The 17,316-nt window shown below is 45.3% G+C and carries 15 protein-coding genes; 11 read left to right on the top strand and 4 right to left on the bottom strand.

Annotated elements, in window-relative coordinates; all coding sequences use genetic code 11:
- Nucleotides 1-77: 77 nt before the first annotated feature.
- The gene (gene mtnA, locus ACFPXP_RS00515) at nucleotides 78-1,139 is read right to left on the bottom strand and encodes an S-methyl-5-thioribose-1-phosphate isomerase (protein WP_379891402.1); all 1,062 of its coding nucleotides are present in this window, start codon (nucleotides 1,137-1,139) and stop codon (nucleotides 78-80) included.
- 6 nt (nucleotides 1,140-1,145) lie between these two features.
- Entirely contained in the window at nucleotides 1,146-2,345 is a 1,200-nt protein-coding gene (gene mtnK / locus ACFPXP_RS00510; RefSeq protein ID WP_379891400.1) for an S-methyl-5-thioribose kinase, read from the bottom strand.
- 290 nt (nucleotides 2,346-2,635) lie between these two features.
- Between mtnK and ACFPXP_RS00505 the strand changes: the two genes are divergently transcribed.
- The 7 genes from ACFPXP_RS00505 (at nucleotide 2,636) to ACFPXP_RS00475 (ending at nucleotide 9,885) form a co-directional block, all read left to right on the top strand.
- The gene (locus tag ACFPXP_RS00505) at nucleotides 2,636-3,085 is read left to right on the top strand and encodes a Dps family protein (RefSeq protein WP_379891398.1); all 450 of its coding nucleotides are present in this window, start codon (nucleotides 2,636-2,638) and stop codon (nucleotides 3,083-3,085) included.
- A 308-nt stretch (nucleotides 3,086-3,393) separates the two neighbouring features.
- Nucleotides 3,394-4,221, top strand: coding sequence for a Fe-S cluster assembly ATPase SufC (gene sufC / locus ACFPXP_RS00500; protein WP_379891396.1), 828 nt, complete (start codon nucleotides 3,394-3,396; stop codon nucleotides 4,219-4,221).
- Between the two features lie 40 nt (nucleotides 4,222-4,261).
- Nucleotides 4,262-5,569 (top strand): Fe-S cluster assembly protein SufD, encoded by a 1,308-nt coding sequence (gene sufD / locus ACFPXP_RS00495; RefSeq protein WP_379891394.1) that lies wholly within the window; start codon nucleotides 4,262-4,264, stop codon nucleotides 5,567-5,569.
- On the top strand, nucleotides 5,566-6,792 hold the full coding sequence (locus tag ACFPXP_RS00490) for a cysteine desulfurase (RefSeq protein ID WP_379891392.1): 1,227 nt from the start codon (nucleotides 5,566-5,568) through the stop codon (nucleotides 6,790-6,792). The genes sufD and ACFPXP_RS00490 overlap by 4 nt, the downstream gene beginning before the upstream one ends.
- Complete coding sequence (gene sufU, locus ACFPXP_RS00485; RefSeq protein WP_379891390.1) at nucleotides 6,779-7,204, top strand: Fe-S cluster assembly sulfur transfer protein SufU; 426 nt, start codon at nucleotides 6,779-6,781, stop codon at nucleotides 7,202-7,204. The genes ACFPXP_RS00490 and sufU overlap by 14 nt, the downstream gene beginning before the upstream one ends.
- 23 nt (nucleotides 7,205-7,227) lie before the next feature.
- Nucleotides 7,228-8,625: a Fe-S cluster assembly protein SufB gene (sufB, locus tag ACFPXP_RS00480; protein WP_379891388.1), complete on the top strand. Its 1,398-nt coding sequence runs from the start codon at nucleotides 7,228-7,230 to the stop codon at nucleotides 8,623-8,625.
- A 192-nt stretch (nucleotides 8,626-8,817) separates the two neighbouring features.
- On the top strand, nucleotides 8,818-9,885 hold the full coding sequence (locus tag ACFPXP_RS00475; protein WP_379891386.1) for a C40 family peptidase: 1,068 nt from the start codon (nucleotides 8,818-8,820) through the stop codon (nucleotides 9,883-9,885).
- 71 nt (nucleotides 9,886-9,956) lie between these two features.
- Here ACFPXP_RS00475 and ACFPXP_RS00470 read toward each other — a convergent pair whose 3' ends face one another.
- A complete protein-coding gene (locus tag ACFPXP_RS00470; protein WP_379891384.1) occupies nucleotides 9,957-11,003 on the bottom strand; it encodes an HD-GYP domain-containing protein in 1,047 nt (348 codons plus the stop codon).
- Nucleotides 11,004-11,244: 241 nt separating this feature from the next.
- On the opposite strand from ACFPXP_RS00470, the gene ACFPXP_RS00465 reads away from it, so the two are divergent.
- From ACFPXP_RS00465 to ytvI, 4 genes are all read left to right on the top strand, one after another.
- On the top strand, nucleotides 11,245-12,687 hold the full coding sequence (locus tag ACFPXP_RS00465; protein WP_379891382.1) for a bifunctional metallophosphatase/5'-nucleotidase: 1,443 nt from the start codon (nucleotides 11,245-11,247) through the stop codon (nucleotides 12,685-12,687).
- 560 nt (nucleotides 12,688-13,247) lie between these two features.
- On the top strand, nucleotides 13,248-14,300 hold the full coding sequence (locus ACFPXP_RS00460; protein WP_379891380.1) for an HD-GYP domain-containing protein: 1,053 nt from the start codon (nucleotides 13,248-13,250) through the stop codon (nucleotides 14,298-14,300).
- 141 nt (nucleotides 14,301-14,441) lie between these two features.
- Nucleotides 14,442-15,560, top strand: a complete 1,119-nt coding sequence (gene yfkAB / locus ACFPXP_RS00455; RefSeq protein WP_379891378.1) for a radical SAM/CxCxxxxC motif protein YfkAB — start codon at nucleotides 14,442-14,444, stop codon at nucleotides 15,558-15,560.
- A 16-nt stretch (nucleotides 15,561-15,576) separates the two neighbouring features.
- Nucleotides 15,577-16,611, top strand: coding sequence for a sporulation integral membrane protein YtvI (gene ytvI, locus ACFPXP_RS00450; RefSeq protein ID WP_379891376.1), 1,035 nt, complete (start codon nucleotides 15,577-15,579; stop codon nucleotides 16,609-16,611).
- A gap of 119 nt (nucleotides 16,612-16,730) precedes the next feature.
- Here the strand turns inward: ytvI and ACFPXP_RS00445 are convergent, their stop codons facing one another.
- The gene (locus tag ACFPXP_RS00445; RefSeq protein ID WP_379891374.1) at nucleotides 16,731-17,300 is read right to left on the bottom strand and encodes a manganese catalase family protein; all 570 of its coding nucleotides are present in this window, start codon (nucleotides 17,298-17,300) and stop codon (nucleotides 16,731-16,733) included.
- Nucleotides 17,301-17,316 lie beyond the last annotated feature (16 nt).

Here is a 17,316-nt window from a genome sequence, read left to right as displayed (position 1 = left end):
GTGTAGGTAAGCATTGCCTTTAGATTTGCTTATATTATACCAAATTTTCTAGATTCATGACAATCATTAAAAGCAGTTTATTCTTCAAAAACTTTCTTTAAGTTGATATCGAATGGGGGCTCGATAATACCCTTTTCCGTAATGATCGCAGTGACATATCGATGGGGGGTGATATCGAACGCGGGATTAAACACCTTAACTCCTTGAGGTGCCGTGCGCTTGCCGAAACCCTCCGTAATTTCCTCTTCATGCCGCTCTTCGATCGGGATATCTTCCCCAGAAGGCGTTTGCAGGTCGATGGTTGAAAGAGGGCATGCCACATAGAAAGGGATCCCATGCTCTTTGGCAAGGACCGCTACGCTGTAGGTACCGATTTTATTGGCGACATCTCCATTAGCCGCCACACGGTCTGTACCGACAATGACAGCCTGAACCCAGCCCTTGGACATGACCATGCCCGCCATGTTGTCACAGATTAAAGTGACGTCAATTCCGGCCTGCTGCAGCTCAAAGGCCGTTAATCGCGCTCCCTGCAGGACAGGCCGCGTCTCATCTGCGAATACTTTGAGGTGCATCCCTTTTTCGTGAGCGAGATACATAGGCGCTAATGCGGTTCCGTATTTGGCCGTAGCCAGCCCGCCGGCGTTGCAGTGGGTGAGGACGCCCATGCCGTCTTGAAATAAGCTGAGTGCATGCTCGCCGATGAGCCGATTCGTCTCCTCATCTTCAGCGTGAATTTGGATCGCTTCCTGCAGGACGACTTGCATGAGCTCTTCTGTGTTCAGTCCCTTTTCCAGACCAGAGACAGCGGTCTTCTCCATTCGTTCCAGCGCCCAAAACAAATTGACAGCGGTCGGCCTGGACGTTGATAAATATTTCACCTGATCGCGTACGGCTTCGACAAGCTGCTGTGGGGAATCCGCAGCGGAACGCTGTATTCCGAGATATACACCGTATGCAGCCGTAATGCCGATAGCCGGAGCGCCTCTCACTTTCAGATGACGGATCGCTTCCCACACGTCTTCCGAAGTAGTTAGTTCAATATATACGATTTCCTCCGGCAGCAGCCGTTGATCCAGCAGGTCGATGTGATCATGGTTCCAGATAACCGACAATAGTGGAGTATGTGCCTTTTGCATCGATAGTTACACACCTTTTACCGTTTGAATAATCTCGCCGATTTGTTTCATTTGGCGATGGTTTTTGATCAGGGCAATGCCGATCGTTAAGGCCATTCGCTCTGCTTGTTCTTTGGCAGCAGCGTCTTTAATCGTATGGATGTCGGCAACGTGCGATAGTCCTACGATACGACGAACGATTTTACATCCTGCAAAACCGGCCGTGTCTTGAAACAGCTTCAACATATAATTGTCTTGGAATTGCTTCTTATTCAGCAGCCAATCACCGTCATGCTCATTCCATAAACGGCGGAAATGGCTTTCGAACTGCCCCCATACGTTCTGTATCGTATCCAACAAATAGGCTCTGTAATCGGCTAGAACCGCATTGTCCTGAATCCACCCCAGCTGGCCGCAATAGTTCAGAATTAGATTCGCAATGATCGCACCAGGATCGAAGCCCATCGGTCCGTAAAAGGCAAATTCAGGATCAATGACTTTGGTCGTCTTGTCCGTAACGAAGATGCTGCCTGTATGCAGATCGCCATGAAGCAGGGCCTCACCCTGCGTCAGGAATTTGTAGCGAAGCTGAGCGACCTCGAAATGGAGCTCTTCATCCGTCTGCAGCCTGTCGACCATATCCTGCAGCGCTGGGTTATAGTTATTATTGGGCGATGCGGTATAAGGGTCACTGAAAATCAAATCCTCTGTGATCTTGCACAGCTCCGGATTTACAAATCGGCCCTGCTGCAGCTTCTTTTCCTGCTGATTCATTCCTAGATCAGAAGTGTAGAAAAGTGTGTTTGCCATAAATTCGCCGATGTGCTCAGCAAATAAAGAATATCTGCGCCCTTCTATGAGTCCTCTGCGCATAATATGATGATCGCTAAGATCTTCCATGATCGTTACCGCCAGTTCAGGAATATAGCAGTAAACTTCAGGCACAAGTTCTGTGCACAGGCTTCGCTGTATTCGCAGCGCTTCACTTTCAATGCGGGCGCGGTCTAATGTTAGGGGCCATGACTCTCCTACGACTTTCGCGTAGGGCAAAGCCTGCTTTATGATGACACTGGCGCTTGATTTTTGATCCTTGATGTGAAATACGAGATTCAGGTTGCCGTCCCCTATTTCTTGACAAAACAGCTCTGCGTTTTCCGTAAATAATGACGTACGCTCTACAGCCAGAGCCATGGCTTCTGTTTCCGTTAACGGATGATATTCGGGCATCGTATTTGTTCCTCCAAATCGTACTATGATTATTGAAGTTTTATTGCTTCTTGGTTCAAATAGGTGAACCGATAAAGCGCCGCTTTAAGGACTCGTAAGTACATCAAGTGCAGCACATCTTATCAGATCTATAATAAATTCTACTATAAAGCATGAATGGCCTCGTTGGAATCCCTTTCGTCATAAATTGGACAAGAAAAAACATAAGAATGGTGATTGCTGCAAAAGCTAATGAAGTCCAAACTTAAAATAGATGTTCATCCAATTCATTTTATAAAGGAAGGGATGTTATGATTTCCACAACGATGGATCTGAAAACCGCACTGAATAAACAGGTTGCCAATTTCTCGGTACTGTATGTGAAACTGCATCATTTTCATTGGTATGTAAAGGGGACGAATTTTTTTACACTGCATGAGATGTTCGAAAAGTATTATAATGAAGCTACACAATCGCTGGATGATATTGCAGAAAGGGTGCTTACCCTTGGCGGACGGCCGCTTTCAACGATGGCGCAGTATGTGCAGGAAAGCAGTATCAAGGAAGCAGCCGGCAATGAATCAGCGGAGCAAATGGTCACCATACTGATTGACGATTTTTCGACAGTTGTTCAGGAATTACGGCAGGGCATCGAAATAGCTGAAGAACACAAGGATGAGGTTACCGGAGACCTGCTGATCGGGATTCAATCGAAGCTGGAGAAGCACATTTGGATGCTTAAGTCTTTCAATATGCAATAAAAATACGACGCGGGGGATTCTCCTCCGTTTTTTTTTGCCTAATGGACGCTGTTTATGTTGGTTTTCGTTATTTTTTCTCATGTTTGGAGAGTGCCTTGTAACATAATCTGGTATAATAATCATGATATATCGCTCTTCTATGAAGATTTCATAATTTATAATCATTCTAATTTGCTTTTTTAGAATAATTATAATAAAATGAATTCACTGAGAATCGTTTGAGAATCAGTGTGATAAATGTCACATCCCATGAGCGAATCAGCCGACTTTTCGGCAAATATAAACATACGATGGAGGTAGACTGTAACATGAGCGATCAACTTCTTTTTAAGATAGACGAACTGAAAGCGTCTGTTGAGGGGAAAGAGATTTTAAAAGGAATTAATTTGGAGATCAAAGGTGGAGAAATTCACGCCATCATGGGTCCAAACGGAACAGGTAAAAGTACACTCGCTTCCGCTATTATGGGTCATCCCAAATATGAAGTGACGGATGGTTCCGTTACCCTGAACGGGGAAGATGTGCTGGAGATGGAAGTCGATGAGAGAGCACGTGCAGGATTGTTCCTGGCGATGCAGTATCCAAGTGAAATTACCGGTGTAACGAACGCCGATTTTATGAGAAGCGCTCTGAATGCTCGCCGAGGCGAAGGCAACGATATTTCTCTTATTAAATTTATTCGCCAAATGGAAGGCAAAATGAAAGATCTTGAAATGGATCCTCAGTTTATGCACCGTTACTTGAATGAAGGCTTCTCCGGCGGTGAGAAGAAGAGAAATGAAATTCTGCAAATGACGATGCTTGAGCCGAAGCTTTGCATCTTGGATGAAATTGACTCTGGTCTTGACATCGACGCTCTCCGCATTGTTGCGAACGGTGTGAACAGCATGCGCAGCCCTGAGCGCGGATTTTTGATCATCACCCACTATCAGCGCTTGTTAGACTATATTACTCCAGATTTTGTTCATGTCATGATGCAAGGTCGGGTTGTGAAATCCGGCGGTCCTGAATTAGCACAGCGTCTTGAGAAGGACGGTTATGACTGGATTAAGGAAGAGCTCGGTATTGAGGATGAAACGGTAGGACAGGAAGATGAATTCCAAGTACCAATGAATACGTCCGGACCGAAATTTTAAGCATCACTCATGAATGAACAACCAATCAGGAGGAATTGAAATGACGACAGAAATCATTCTTCCCGTTGGCCGAGAAGCCGTTGAATCGGCATCCAAAAGCAAAAACGAACCGCAATGGTTGACAGAGCTGCGGCTCAGCGCATTGGACAAAGCAGGCCAATTGGAACTGCCTAAATTGGAAAAGACAAGATTAGACCGTTGGAAAATGGATGGATATGGAGAGTACAAACCAGCAGCAGCGATCTCCCAAGTGAATGAGCTGCCTGAAGAGTTCAATCAAATGCTGCAGACGAATCAGGAAGGTCATAATTTGATCGTTCAGCGCAATTCTGCAGTTGTACTGAGTCATCTTGCTTCTGAACTGCAGGAGCAGGGCGTCATCTTTATGAGCTTGGAAGAAGCGGCAAAGCAGCACAGTGATTTGGTACAGAAGCATTTATTTACTGCGGTGAAGTCTGATGAGCATAAGCTGTCCGCGCTTCATGCGGCGATCTGGAATGGAGGTGTGTTCCTCTATGTTCCGAAGAACGTTCAAATCGACATTCCGCTGCAGGCGATGTTCGTACACGACGAAGAACAAGCGGCATTCTCGCCGCACATTCTCATCGTTGCTGATGAGAACAGCAGTGTGAAATATGTTGATGTGGTTACCTCCACTGAAACAACGTCTGCTCAAGTTCACAGCGGCATTGCAGAAGTGATTGTGAAACCTGGCGCTAAAGTGACCTTTGCCTCGATCCACCATTTGAGCAAGGAAATAACCGACCTCAGCTTCCGCAGAGCCATCGTAGAGAAAGATGGACAGGTGGAATGGATTGTTGGAGAAATGAACTACGGCAACGCCGTTTCTGATACAACTTCGATCCTCAAAGGCAGCGGCTCAGCTTCGGACGCGAAAGTAATCTGTGTCGGCACAAACGATCAAAAGCTGAATGTCACGACGAAAGCCGTGCATTTCGGAAAAAGTTCCAACAGCGATATGATCACACGTGCTGCAATGAGAGATGAAGCAACCGCGATCTTTAACGGGATTACGAAAATCGAAAAAGGCGCGACTCATGCCAATGGCGAGCAGACCGAGCGGGTACTCATGCTCAGCCCGAAAGCACGCGGTGACGCCAACCCGATGCTGTTGATCGACGAAGATGATGTGAAGGCAGGACACGCAGCGAGTGCCGGCCAAGTGAACAAGGAACAAATTTATTATTTAATGTCTCGCGGCATTAGCAGAGAACAAGCGACGAAACTCATTATTTATGGATTTTTGGAACCCATCGTGGCTGAAATTCCGATCAAGGAATTGGAGGAGCTGCTTTCGAATATTGTTGAAAGGAAACTGGGGCAATGAATACAGCGGACCTGAGAAAACAATTTCCGATTTTACATCAGGACGTGAATGGTCATCCTTTAGTTTACTTAGACAGTGCGGCTACGTCTCAGAAACCGAAGCGGGTTATAGATACGATTTCACATTACTACGAACAATATAATTCGAATGTGCACCGTGGCGTTCATACGTTAGGGAACCTTGCTACGGATGCATATGAAGGGGCCAGAGAAAAGCTGGCCCGCTTCATTAATGCGAAATCAACAGAAGAAGTCATCTTTACCCGAGGCACGACGGCATCCATTAATATGGTTGCAGCCAGCTATGCCAGATCGGTTTGCCGTGAAGGGGACGAAATTGTTCTCACGCCGATGGAGCATCACAGCAATCTGATTCCTTGGCAGCAGGTGGCGCAAGCAACCGGGGCGGTGCTGAAATATATTCCCTTGCAGAAGGACGGATCGATCCGCGTCGAGGATGCTAAGGAAATCATTACGAATCGTACTAAAATCGTTGCCGTCGTATATGTATCTAATGTACTCGGTGTCGTCAATCCAGTGAAGGAATTGGCACAAATCGCCCATCAGCATGGTGCGAAGATTATAGTTGACGGTGCACAAAGTACTCCACATATGAAAGTGGATGTTCAGGAGTTAGATTGCGACTTCTATGCGCTATCTGGGCATAAGATGTGTGGACCGACAGGGATCGGGGCACTCTATGGTAAAAAAGAGCTGCTTGAAAGCATGGAGCCGGTCGAATTTGGCGGAGAGATGATTGATCATGTTGATTTATATGAATCTACTTGGAAGGAGCTGCCTTGGAAGTTTGAAGGCGGTACACCAATTATTGCCGGAGCGATTGGGCTAGGCGCCGCGATTGATTTCCTGAATGAAATTGGTATGGATGAAATTGAGCGCCATGAGAAACAGATTACAGCATATGCTGTGGACCAGCTGCAAACCATCGAAGGTTTAACCATTTATGGACCGGCTAAAGATCGTGCTGGACTGGTCACATTTAATTTGGATGATGTCCATCCGCATGATGTTGCTACGGTACTCGATGCAGAAGGGGTGGCTGTCAGGGCGGGTCATCACTGCTGTCAGCCGCTCATGAGATGGCTTGAGGTTACGGCAACGGCCCGAGCAAGCTTTTATTTGTACAACACCGAAGAGGACGTCGACCGGCTCGTTCAGGCACTTCATAAAGCAAAGGAGTATTTCGGTCATGCAATTGGATGATTTGTACAGAAGAGTCATAATGGATCATTATAAAAACCCCCGCAACCGTGGAACTGCTGAAGATGATTCACTCACCATACAGCTGAATAACCCCACTTGTGGTGATCGAGTCACTTTACAATTGAGTATTCAAGACGGTATTGTAAAAGAGGCAAGATTCGAAGGGGAAGGATGCTCGATCAGCATGGCTTCCGCTTCGATGATGACCGAAGCGGTAAAAGGCAAGACTTTGGACGAAGCAGTAGAGATGGCAGAGAAATTTTCCGGATTAATGAAAGGCGAGCCTCAAGAGTTTGAATACGAGGATATTGAATCACTGGCCGGTGTCAATAAATTTCCCGCACGTATTAAATGCGCTACGCTCGCGTGGAACGCGATGCGAAAAGGTGTCAATCAAGCGAAGGAACAGTAAGCATTTTAAGGAGGTAGGTTGGAATGGCGAAAAAGATGCCAGAAATCGGTGAATACAAGTATGGCTTTAGAGATACGCACCAGGCTGTTTTCCAAACTGGAAAAGGCTTGACTCCGGAAATCGTAAAGGAAATCTCCCGTCAAAAGGGTGAGCCGGATTGGATGCTGGAGTTTCGTTTGAAATCGCTCGAGCATTTTTACAAGATGCCAACTCCTCGTTGGGGCGGCAACTTGGATGATCTAGACTTTAACGATATCCAATATTATGTACGTCCTGCTGAAAAAGCAGGGAAAACGTGGGAAGAAGTTCCTGCCGAAATTAAGGAAACTTTCGATAAGCTCGGAATTCCCGAAGCAGAGCAAAAGTTCCTTGCTGGTGTGTCGGCACAGTACGAATCTGAGGTCGTTTATCACAACATGCAAAAAGAGCTTGAAGAGCAGGGCGTTATTTTCATGGATACGGACAGTGCGTTGAAGGAATATCCTGAGCTGTTCAGAGAATATTTCGGTACGATCGTTCCACCAACGGATAACAAATTTGCTGCTTTGAACAGTGCCGTTTGGTCCGGGGGCAGCTTCATCTACGTGCCGAAAGGCGTGAAGTGTGAAGTTCCTCTGCAGGCATATTTCCGTATTAATTCGGAGAATATGGGTCAGTTCGAGCGTACACTGATCATTACAGACGAGGACAGCTTTGTTCACTATGTTGAAGGCTGTACAGCACCGATTTACAGCACCAATTCTTTGCACAGTGCAGTCGTTGAAATAATCTGTAAGAAGAATTCCCGTGCGCGTTATACGACCATTCAGAACTGGGCTCCGAATATTTATAACCTGGTTACGAAACGTGCGGTCGCCGAAGAAGGCGCGAATATGGAGTGGGTTGATGGCAACATCGGCTCCAAGTTAACGATGAAATATCCAGCTGTCATTATGAAAGGACGCGGAGCGAAAGGTTCTGTGCTATCCATCGCCGTTGCAGGTAAAGGACAGCATCAAGATGCTGGTGCGAAAATGATTCACCTTGCACCTGAAACCACTTCAACCATCGTCTCCAAGTCCATCAGTAAGCAGGGGGGCAAAGTAACGTACCGTGGACTGGCTTCTTTCTCTAGAAACAGCCAGGGATCGAAGTCGAATATCCAATGCGATACATTGATTATGGATAACGAATCGACATCGGATACCATTCCATATAACGAAATTTTGAATGACGATATTACGCTTGAGCACGAAGCAACCGTATCTAAAGTTTCGGAAGAGCAGCTGTTTTATTTGATGAGCAGAGGCTTGACACAAGCAGAAGCTACACAAATGATCGTTATGGGCTTTATTGAGCCGTTCACGAAAGAACTGCCAATGGAGTATGCGGTGGAGATGAACCGTCTGATCAAGTTCGAGATGGAAGGTTCCATCGGTTAATTGTAAAAAAACAGGGAGCACGGAGATATTCTCCGTGCTCTTTTTGGTATGGAATTCATAAAATTTCGGTTTATCCAAAAAGCCGAATATGGCATTATCTACTTAATTATGGCGGCATAAAAAGGACGGTTTGACCCCAATCTATGAACAGATAAAAATCAATAATTGTATCCATAAAGGAGCTGCAAAACCGTGAAAAAAAGCATTTATTCGATAACCGCCGCCATACTATCCATTTCCGTTGTGACGGCAGCCTGTTCTGATCAAGATCGTGTATTAAACAATAACAACAATGAAGATGCTCGTTTTGAAACACAGATGAATACGGGCGGCAATGCGGTTCCGCTAAATGAATTAACGAATCGGAACCGGTCCAATTCACAGCTTAACACATACTCCTTGGAAGAGGACACGGCTATTCCTTATCAATATGTAAACGGACAGCCGTATATTTCGTTGGCTCGTTTGCTGGAAGTGACAGGGTTAAATTCAACGTACGACGAACAACAGAAGAAGTTTGAAATCGGCGATCACGATATGGTTTATCAAATTTTCTTGAATTCAAATCAAGCGGCCGTCGAGGACCGGACGGTTTCGCTCAGCCAACAGCCGGTGGATGTCAAAGGGGAGACTTACATCCCTGTCGATGCGCTTGGCAAAGTGTTCTCCGACCAATTGACTTTTACGCCTCAGGAAACACAAGTCATTATTCACGGATCGGGAGAACAAAATGCTGAAATCGATGCAGGTAATGAAGAACAGGATGATAACTTCTTTCAAGATGATCCTAACGATCCATTCAAAGACGAATCGGTCATGCTGCCATACAGTACACAAGAGGATATTCCCGCACTGAAAAATATAAACATGAATACCCTGATTAATAGAGCTAAACGATATTTGGGTGTCGATTATGATTTCGGAGCGAAGCCTTATCCTAGATCTAAACGTTTCGACTGTTCATCCTATGTTCAATATTTATTCGGCAAGCAGGGAGTGGATCTCCCGCGAACCGCTCGCGCACAGGCTCGAAGAGGAGTAAGTGTCAGCCGAAAAAATCTGCGTAAGGGAGACCTTTTGTTTTTCTATGTGCCAGGCCGTTTTAAAACCAATAAAACCGTGGGACACGTGGGGATTTACATGGGCAATCAGAAGATGATTCATTCCTCGCCTAGTCCAAAGAACGGGGTTCAAATTACGAATATCAACAAAAGCTATTGGAAAAAAACGTATCTCAGATCGCGAAGGGTCGCTAGATAGTATGCTGTAAGAATGATGAAAAAGGGTGCCCCATATATATGATCTTGGGCACCCTTTTGATTCAATTCGCATTATACCATGATACGCACAATTTCAAGATTTTTATGTTCGGACAAATCAACGAATTTTGCTTTCATCTTAATCAAAGGTCTGAACAAGTCGTTCGGATTAATCATCACGATCTCTCCCTGCTGATCATTGTTCAGAACAGCTACCTTTCCGATAAAGGAAGGAAGCATGTGTTCAATAAACGTATGTACAACTTTTGGTTCTAAATTCTTAAAGCTGAGCTGGTACAGTTCCTTCAGCACACAGAGCAGATCCTTGCTCTGCTTATAAATGCGCTTCGATATCATTGCGCTGTATGTATCTGCAACGGCCACAATTTTGGCGTAAGGATGAATTTGCTCCCCGGTTAATCCATTCGGATATCCAGATCCATCGATTCTTTCGTGATGCTGGAGCGCCACTGCCGCTTCAACACATGGACCTTGCGCTTGTATAATGATGTCATGACCGTAATTCGTATGTTTTTTGATTTCTTCGAATTCTTCTTCTGTCAAAGCAGCGGGTTTGTTTAAAATATGAGCAGGTACCTTGCTCTTACCGATATCATGCAAAAAGCCGGTTCTGCCGATGAGCTGAGCTTCTTCTTCTGGATAGCCGAGCCACTTGGAGATGAAATAAGCCAACATTCCGACGTGCACACTATGCTGATACGTATATTCTTCATCTGTGTTCAATAAGATGAGCAGGGATACTGCGTCTCTTTCTTCTTGAATAGAAGATATCATGCTTTTTGTAAAATCATCCAGATCCTTTGTCAGTAATTGTTCGCCGTTTTGGATGGAATCAAATATCTTTTTTACCGACGAAATCGTTTTCATATATGTTGGCAAAACATGACTTTCGACATGAGCAGTCTTCCACGAATTAGGACGATCGGTTTCCATCTGACGAGGTAAAATATCTACGTAGTTAATCCGATGCTTCATTAACAGCTCGATGTCTGCTCTAACCAGAGGGGTGCCGCCGGACATAATATTGACACCGAAATCGTTAAACACATCGGTCATGATCCGATCCCCTGGCTGCAATTGGTTAACATGAATAAGCATGAATACATATCACCCACTAGAATCAATGTTGTCTCACGAAATGTCGAAAAATATAAATTATTGTAATTATTTTATATGATAGCAATACAACTGGAAAAAAACAATCCAAAAATTGCCACACTCGTCCTAGTGAAATATTCATTTTAGCCATTGTATGATAAATTTGAAGTATGTAAATGGTCCTGCTTTTTAGATTCAACGAAACAATCATGAATGAATGATGGTTTGGAGGGATTCACCCTTGGAAATACAAAAATTGACCGTGCTTCATACGAACGATATTCACAGCCGGTTTGAACGAATGCCCAAAATTGCTTATTGGCTGAAGCAGCAAAGACAGGATATAACGGATCAGCAGCTGCTTGTCATTGATTGCGGAGATCACATCGACCGAGTGCGCATGGAGACGGAAGGCACGGAGGGGCTTGCCAATATCTATGTTATGAATGAAGCGGGCTATGATTACGCTGTTCCCGGCAACAATGAGGGCTTGACTATAGAACCTGAGCGTTTGCTCGAGCTCTATAAAGAGCATGCGCGTTTCAAGGTGTTGGCAGCGAATATGTATCGCGGGTCATCGCTGCCGGAGCCTCTTCTTCCCTTTGATATCGTACATAAAGGAAACATTAGAGTCGGTTTGATTGGCGTTACGGTGGATTTCACTTCGTTTTACGAGCTGCTAGGCTGGGATATACAGGATCCGATTGCAACAGTACAGCGAACGGTAGAACATATGAAGCCAAAAGCCGATGTTATCATCTTGGTTTCTCATCTCGGGATCGCACACGATCAACGGATTGCAGAGCATATTGCTGGAATAGATGTCATTATCGGTGGACATACTCACCATTTACTGATGCAGGGTGAGAAAGTTGGAACAACGCTGCTGGCGGGGGCCGGGAAGTTTGGAGAATATACGGGACGGATTGATTTGGAGGTTCATGTTCGGACCAAAGAAATTACCCATATCCAGGCACAGTGCTTCTCTACTGATCTATGGATGAATGACGATAGTACGGAAAAAATCATTAAAGAAGAGCGGGCAAAGGCAAAGCGCAATTTAAGCAGGCCTGTTGCGGAGCTATCCTCCGCTTTGGAAATTCATTGGTCGAAGGAGTCTCCATTCGGCAATTTGCTTGCCGCAGGATTAAGGAAATGGACGGGTGCCCAGATCGGCCTTGTCAACTCCGGGCAAATCCTGCACTCGCTTCCTCCTGGACAAGTGACAAGACAGATCATGCTGGAGATTTGTCCATCTCCGATTAATCCTTGCAAACTTCAGCTGGCCGGCAAACATATCCGGCAGTCGCTCGAACAATCGTTGCTTCCGGAGATGCAGCAAATGCCGATCAAAGGATATGGCTTTCGCGGTGAAATACTCGGTTCATTATGCATCGATGGTGCGGTAGTGGAGTACGATCCTTCGGGACGACCCGGCGGCAAAATCCTGAAGATTCTTCTCGAATCGGAAGACGGTTCTTATATGGAGTTAGAGGATGAGCAGCTTGTTTCCGTCGGAACGATTGATATGTTTACGTTCGGAGCGGGGTATTTGTCCCTGAAAAACGATAAACATCCGCTCTATTATCTTCCTGAATTTATAAGAGACGTGTTAGCCGAACAATTACGCGAACCGTCGGAGCTCGAACGGGCCAAGACGGAACGATGGATCGCCCGAAAATAGAACGCTTTGGAATGAAAGAGCACAGGGAATATCAGTCGAAAGCAGCCCTGTGTTTTTTCATAAAAATAAGCTGCTGCGTAAGGGAAGGACGAATGCGGGTTTTGTTGACTGGTGTCGAATTAAATGTTAAAGTGAAATGGACTAATATACCTATTCTATCGAATAGAAAAACGATACATAACGAATGTTTTTACGGGTAAAAAACATATCATACCTTCGGTATTTTCGGGGAAGGAACAGTATATAGGGCAATCAAGACCTACGCTGCTGATGCCTGAAACAATCGTATTTGCGCGCCCTGAGGGGCTTTTTTTAATTGTAAAGAGTAGGATTTCTGTCCTTGTTCCCTTGTGCCGGGTCCCATCAAAGCCATGTCAACAGCACAGAATTGAAGATACGGATTTTTTGACAATCATTCGTGCGAAGAAATTTCTTTCTAGAGTGACTTTACTTTGATGGGTTATTTTGTTTTGAGGCTTGAAACGTATGCAGCCTAGACCTTAACGGAAAGTAGTGTGAACTTGATGAGGCTAGTATTAACGAAAAACTGCAGAGCAGGGATGAGATTGGGAAGAACAATCTATAATGAGCAAGGTATGGTCCTGCTGCAAGAACACGTTGAGCTGAATGATACATTGATCCGCAAGCTGGAGAGCCATGGTGTGGATATGGTGTACATCCATGACAGCCGTACAGAAGACATTGAAATTATGGAAACCATCACACCGGAAACACGCAGTCGCGCATTAAGCCAAATTAAACAGAATTTTTCCCGCACGCTAGATCAGTTTCAACGAAAGCGTACTGTTCCCTCCCATTTAGATAAAGAATTTAAGGGCATTGTCCAGATGCTTTTGGAAGATTTGGGCAGACACGATCAGGCTCTGATTAGTTTATCCGAGTTGCGGGGGGCCGATGAGCACCTGTTTAACCATTCACTCAATGTAGGCTTATACTCTATCATCCTGGGCTTGTCTGAGGGTTATACCAACGATCAGCTGATGACGTTAGGAATGGGCGGACTGCTCCATGATATCGGCAAGATGCAGATTAATCAGCGAATCTTGAACAAGCCTGGAAAATTGACAGGGCCAGAAATGGATATCGTCAAACGTCATACAGAACTGGGCTTTCAAATGCTAAAGGATATTCCTAATATTTCATTGATTACAGCGCATTGTGCGCTTCAGCATCATGAAAGAATGGATGGAAGCGGGTATCCAAGAGGAATTAAAGGAGAAGACATACATGAATATGCGCAGTGGATTGGGATCGTCGATTCCTTTGACGCGATGACCAGCCACCGTACATACCGCACCGCGATGCTTCCGCATAAAGCGATGGAGATCTTATATACCGGTTCAGGCACTTTGTTTGACCAACAAAAACTGATGAAATTAAGAGATAAAATCGCGATTTATCCGATTGGGATTACCGTGAAGCTGAACACTGGGGAAAAAGGTGTCGTCGTTGATTTAAATGCTTCATCCTTGCACCGGCCTGTTGTTCGAATATTGGAAGATGCCGAAGGATCCATTCTGAACAGTCCCTACGAAGTAGATTTGTCAAAAAAATTAAATATCATGATCACAGACTTATTATATGAACTGTAATTGCGTTATAATGTTGATTGATACTATTTTGCCGTGTGATTGGCATATCCATGGAATGTAGGGTGATGAGATTCATCCTGATTTGATCGTTCCTTCCTAAATGGACTTCATGAATTATCCCAAATAGAAAAGGTGTTTTATATGTCTTGTGATCTATCTTTGCTTCCAGTCTCACCTGCGAATGATCCTTGGGATCCTATCTATTCGCTTAGAAAGTACGGTAAGCATACTTTAACGAGTGTGGAAATGACCGTGACCAATCTGTGTAATATGCGCTGCGAGCACTGCGCTGTAGGGGATGCTCTAGTGTCGATCGAGGGCCCCAAGCTTCCGCTTGAGCTCATGCTGCGAAGATTGGATGAGATTGACACACTAGAGACGATCAGCATTACAGGAGGCGAGCCTACCTTTGATATGCGCAATATTAAGGAATACTTGCTTCCGCTATTACAATATGCCCGGAAGAGAGGGATCAAATCACAGCTTAACTCAAATTTAACGCTCGATTATGCACGTTACGAAATGATCGCTGAATATTTGGACGTCATGCATATTTCCTTTAATTATACCGATTTCGAAGATTTTGCAGAGGTCGGCTTTGTGAAGTCTGAGCGTAAGCCGCCGAAGTCAAGAGCAGAGATGATGTTCAATCACATGGTCGAAAATACAAAACGCCTTACATCAGGCGGACTGTTCGTTTCTGCCGAATCGATGATTAACTACCGTACCCATAAGAAAATCGATCAGATTCACGAACTTATTGTGGATATGGGATGCCAAAGACATGAGGTTCATCCGATGTATCCTAGCTCTTTTGCAGCCCATCTTCCGATATTGTCGCTGCAGGAAACGAGGGAGGCTATAGAACGGCTGCTGGACGCACGAAATCCGGAAATCTGGATGCTGTTCGGTACCCTCCCCTTCTATCACTGCAATCGCGACGAGGAGGATCAGAAGCTGTTAAAACGCTTGAAGCGGGAGCCCAATATTACCGTTCGTAATGATCCGGATGGGCGCAATCGGCTGAATGTCAATTTATTTACCGGAGATGCTTACGTTACGGATTTCTCGGATTTGTCTACGCTAGGCAACATCCATCAAGATTCATTAACCGCCGTTTTTGAAAAATGGAGGAATCACCCACTGAATGGAATGATCAGCTGTCACTGCGATCAAGTTTCCTGCTGCGGGCCGAACCTGCTGGTGATGGATACGTATTATAAAGACGTTGATTTTACACGGAGAGAAGCCATTTTATAATAAAGGACGGATGCAGGTGTCATTAAGAACTCTTGTTACAATCGCCTTAGGCTTGGCTTTCTTATACGGATTGTTTACAGTCGGCTTCCCGTTCTTGTTAGCTCTAATTATCGCCATATTTATGGAACCGCTCAATCAGCTGCTGATACGTGTGACGAAGATGAACCGTATCACCGCTGTGACCGTTACTTGTACAGGTTTTACAGTGGGCATGCTGGGCATCCTTTATCTCATTGGACTAAAAGTATTTGGTCAGTTGGTGGAATTTTGGGATCGGGTTCCGTTTTATATTGACGAAGTCGGGAAGTACATACAGGATTTAATGAATCGGACGGAACTGTTCTATGATTCACTGTCGCCCGAATATGCGAGTAGGTTCGACCAAGGATTGGAGCAAGGATTGAATGCATTAATGGGGTTTGCGAAGGTGGTTCCCGATCATCTGATCAGCATTGCAGGTACCATTCCTAATTTCTTCTTAGTGTCCATTGTCTTCTTAGTTGCCTTGTTTCTGTTCAGCTACGCCCTGCCGACAATGAAAAGCAGCGTGCTGTCCGTATTTTCGGAGGAATCCCATGCGAAAGTGGAGAAAGTGCTGGAAGATTTGCGCGGCTCGGTCTTCGGATTTATTCGTTCACAGGTGATTTTAAGCGGACTCACCTACGTGATTTCCTTATTGGGATTGATCATTCTAGATGTCAACTACGCGATGGCGATCGCACTGCTCATTGTCATTGTCGACATCCTGCCGATTCTTGGAACGGGCTCCTTCTTGGTGCCTTGGGCGATTCTGGAGACGATTAAAGGAGAATACGTGCTGGCCATCGGGCTGGTCGTGCTGTTTATTGTCATCACCGTGTTCCGCAAAATTATCGAGCCGAAAGTGCTCGGAGATTCGGTCGGAATCGGGGCGATTTCTGCACTCGTCAGCTTGTATATCGGGCTGAAGCTCGCCGGTCTCATCGGAGTGTTTTTGGGTCCGATCGTCGTCATTATTTATCAGGCGATGAGAAAAGCGGGACTGCTCAATATAAAGATTAAATTCGATTAACGGATAGACGAAACAACCTTCCCGGAGGATGATATGTGCGGGAAGGTTGTTTTGTTCATATGTGTTGGAATGTTGATATATGTGTAAAGGCGGGTGAGGATGGCATTCGTTCCATTAAGTTAGAAAATCGTCTTTCGATCCCGTTCCTCCTTCAGCAGCTCAACGGCTTCACGGAAACGCATGGAATGAACAACTTCCCGTTCTCTTAAAAATTTCAGCCCATCCTGCAGATCTACATCATCCGTCATATCGATGAGCCACTGGTACGTCGCGCGCGCTTTTTCTTCAGCGGCAATATCCTCATAGAGATCCGCGATCGGATCGCCTTTCGCTTGAATATAGGAAGCGTTCCATGGCACCCCAGAGGCGTTCTCATAAAAAAGTGCACGATCATGATTCGCATAATGCGCTCCGAGTCCCGCCGCTTTCAGCTGCTCTGGCGTCGCATCCTTCGTCAGCTTGTAGACCATCGTGGCAATCATTTCCAGATGGGCGAATTCTTCCGTTCCTATATCGGTCAACAGACCGATGACTTTGTCAGGGATCGAATAGCGCTGATTCAAGTAACGCAGAGCGGCAGACAGTTCCCCATCCGCCCCGCCGTATTGTTCGATTAAGTACCTGGCCATCATCGGGTCGCATTTGCTGACCCGGACTGGATACTGCAGCTTTTTCTCATAAATCCACATTGCTAAAAACCTCCTT

Origin of the sequence: Marinicrinis lubricantis (assembly GCF_042658665.1) — a bacterium.
Taxonomy (GTDB): Bacteria; Bacillota; Bacilli; order Paenibacillales; family KCTC-33676; genus Marinicrinis; species Marinicrinis lubricantis.
Note: the sequence above shows the minus strand (reverse complement) of the source record. Positions and strands in the feature narration are given on the sequence as shown.

Bases quoted from the DNA above. Each gene is read 5' to 3' on its own strand.
- mtnA (WP_379891402.1), bottom strand. From the start codon at position 1,139: ATGCAAAAGGCACATACTCCACTATTGTCGGTTATCTGGAACCATGAT.
- mtnK (WP_379891400.1), bottom strand. From the start codon at position 2,345: ATGCCCGAATATCATCCGTTAACGGAAACAGAAGCCATGGCTCTGGCT.
- ACFPXP_RS00505 (WP_379891398.1), top strand. From the start codon at position 2,636: ATGATTTCCACAACGATGGATCTGAAAACCGCACTGAATAAACAGGTT.
- sufC (WP_379891396.1), top strand. From the start codon at position 3,394: ATGAGCGATCAACTTCTTTTTAAGATAGACGAACTGAAAGCGTCTGTT.
- sufD (WP_379891394.1), top strand. From the start codon at position 4,262: ATGACGACAGAAATCATTCTTCCCGTTGGCCGAGAAGCCGTTGAATCG.
- ACFPXP_RS00490 (WP_379891392.1), top strand. From the start codon at position 5,566: ATGAATACAGCGGACCTGAGAAAACAATTTCCGATTTTACATCAGGAC.
- sufU (WP_379891390.1), top strand. From the start codon at position 6,779: ATGCAATTGGATGATTTGTACAGAAGAGTCATAATGGATCATTATAAA.
- sufB (WP_379891388.1), top strand. From the start codon at position 7,228: ATGGCGAAAAAGATGCCAGAAATCGGTGAATACAAGTATGGCTTTAGA.
- ACFPXP_RS00470 (WP_379891384.1), bottom strand. From the start codon at position 11,003: ATGCTTATTCATGTTAACCAATTGCAGCCAGGGGATCGGATCATGACC.
- ACFPXP_RS00460 (WP_379891380.1), top strand. From the start codon at position 13,248: ATGAGATTGGGAAGAACAATCTATAATGAGCAAGGTATGGTCCTGCTG.
- yfkAB (WP_379891378.1), top strand. From the start codon at position 14,442: ATGTCTTGTGATCTATCTTTGCTTCCAGTCTCACCTGCGAATGATCCT.
- ACFPXP_RS00445 (WP_379891374.1), bottom strand. From the start codon at position 17,300: ATGTGGATTTATGAGAAAAAGCTGCAGTATCCAGTCCGGGTCAGCAAA.